Here is a 240-nt window from a genome sequence, read left to right as displayed (position 1 = left end):
GTACCGTTCTCGAAGTCGGAGTTGACCGAGAGGAGCCCGACCGTCGGCCGCTCGGCTTGGTCGGGGAGTCGCGACTCGATGTCCGCGATCAGCCCGTCGTGGACCGACTTGAGCGCCTCGTAGCGCTCGCGCTCTTGGAACACGTCGGCGACGACCTCGAAGGCTTCGTACAGCGAGTAGTACCGGTAGTCGTGCCAGTCCTCGCCGCGGCGACGGATGGAGTTGCCGACGATCGGACCC

1 pseudogene is annotated in these 240 nt (G+C 66.2%); it reads right to left on the bottom strand.

Annotated elements, in window-relative coordinates:
- Window positions 1-240: pseudogene (locus EXE42_RS17980) on the bottom strand (ABC transporter substrate-binding protein); the annotation flags it as partial.

The organism is Halorubrum sp. SP3, assembly GCF_005435195.1.
Classification (GTDB): Archaea; Halobacteriota; Halobacteria; order Halobacteriales; family Haloferacaceae; genus Halorubrum; species Halorubrum sodomense.
The sequence above is the reverse complement of the archived record's forward strand: the minus strand, read 5'-3'. Positions and strand labels throughout refer to the sequence as shown.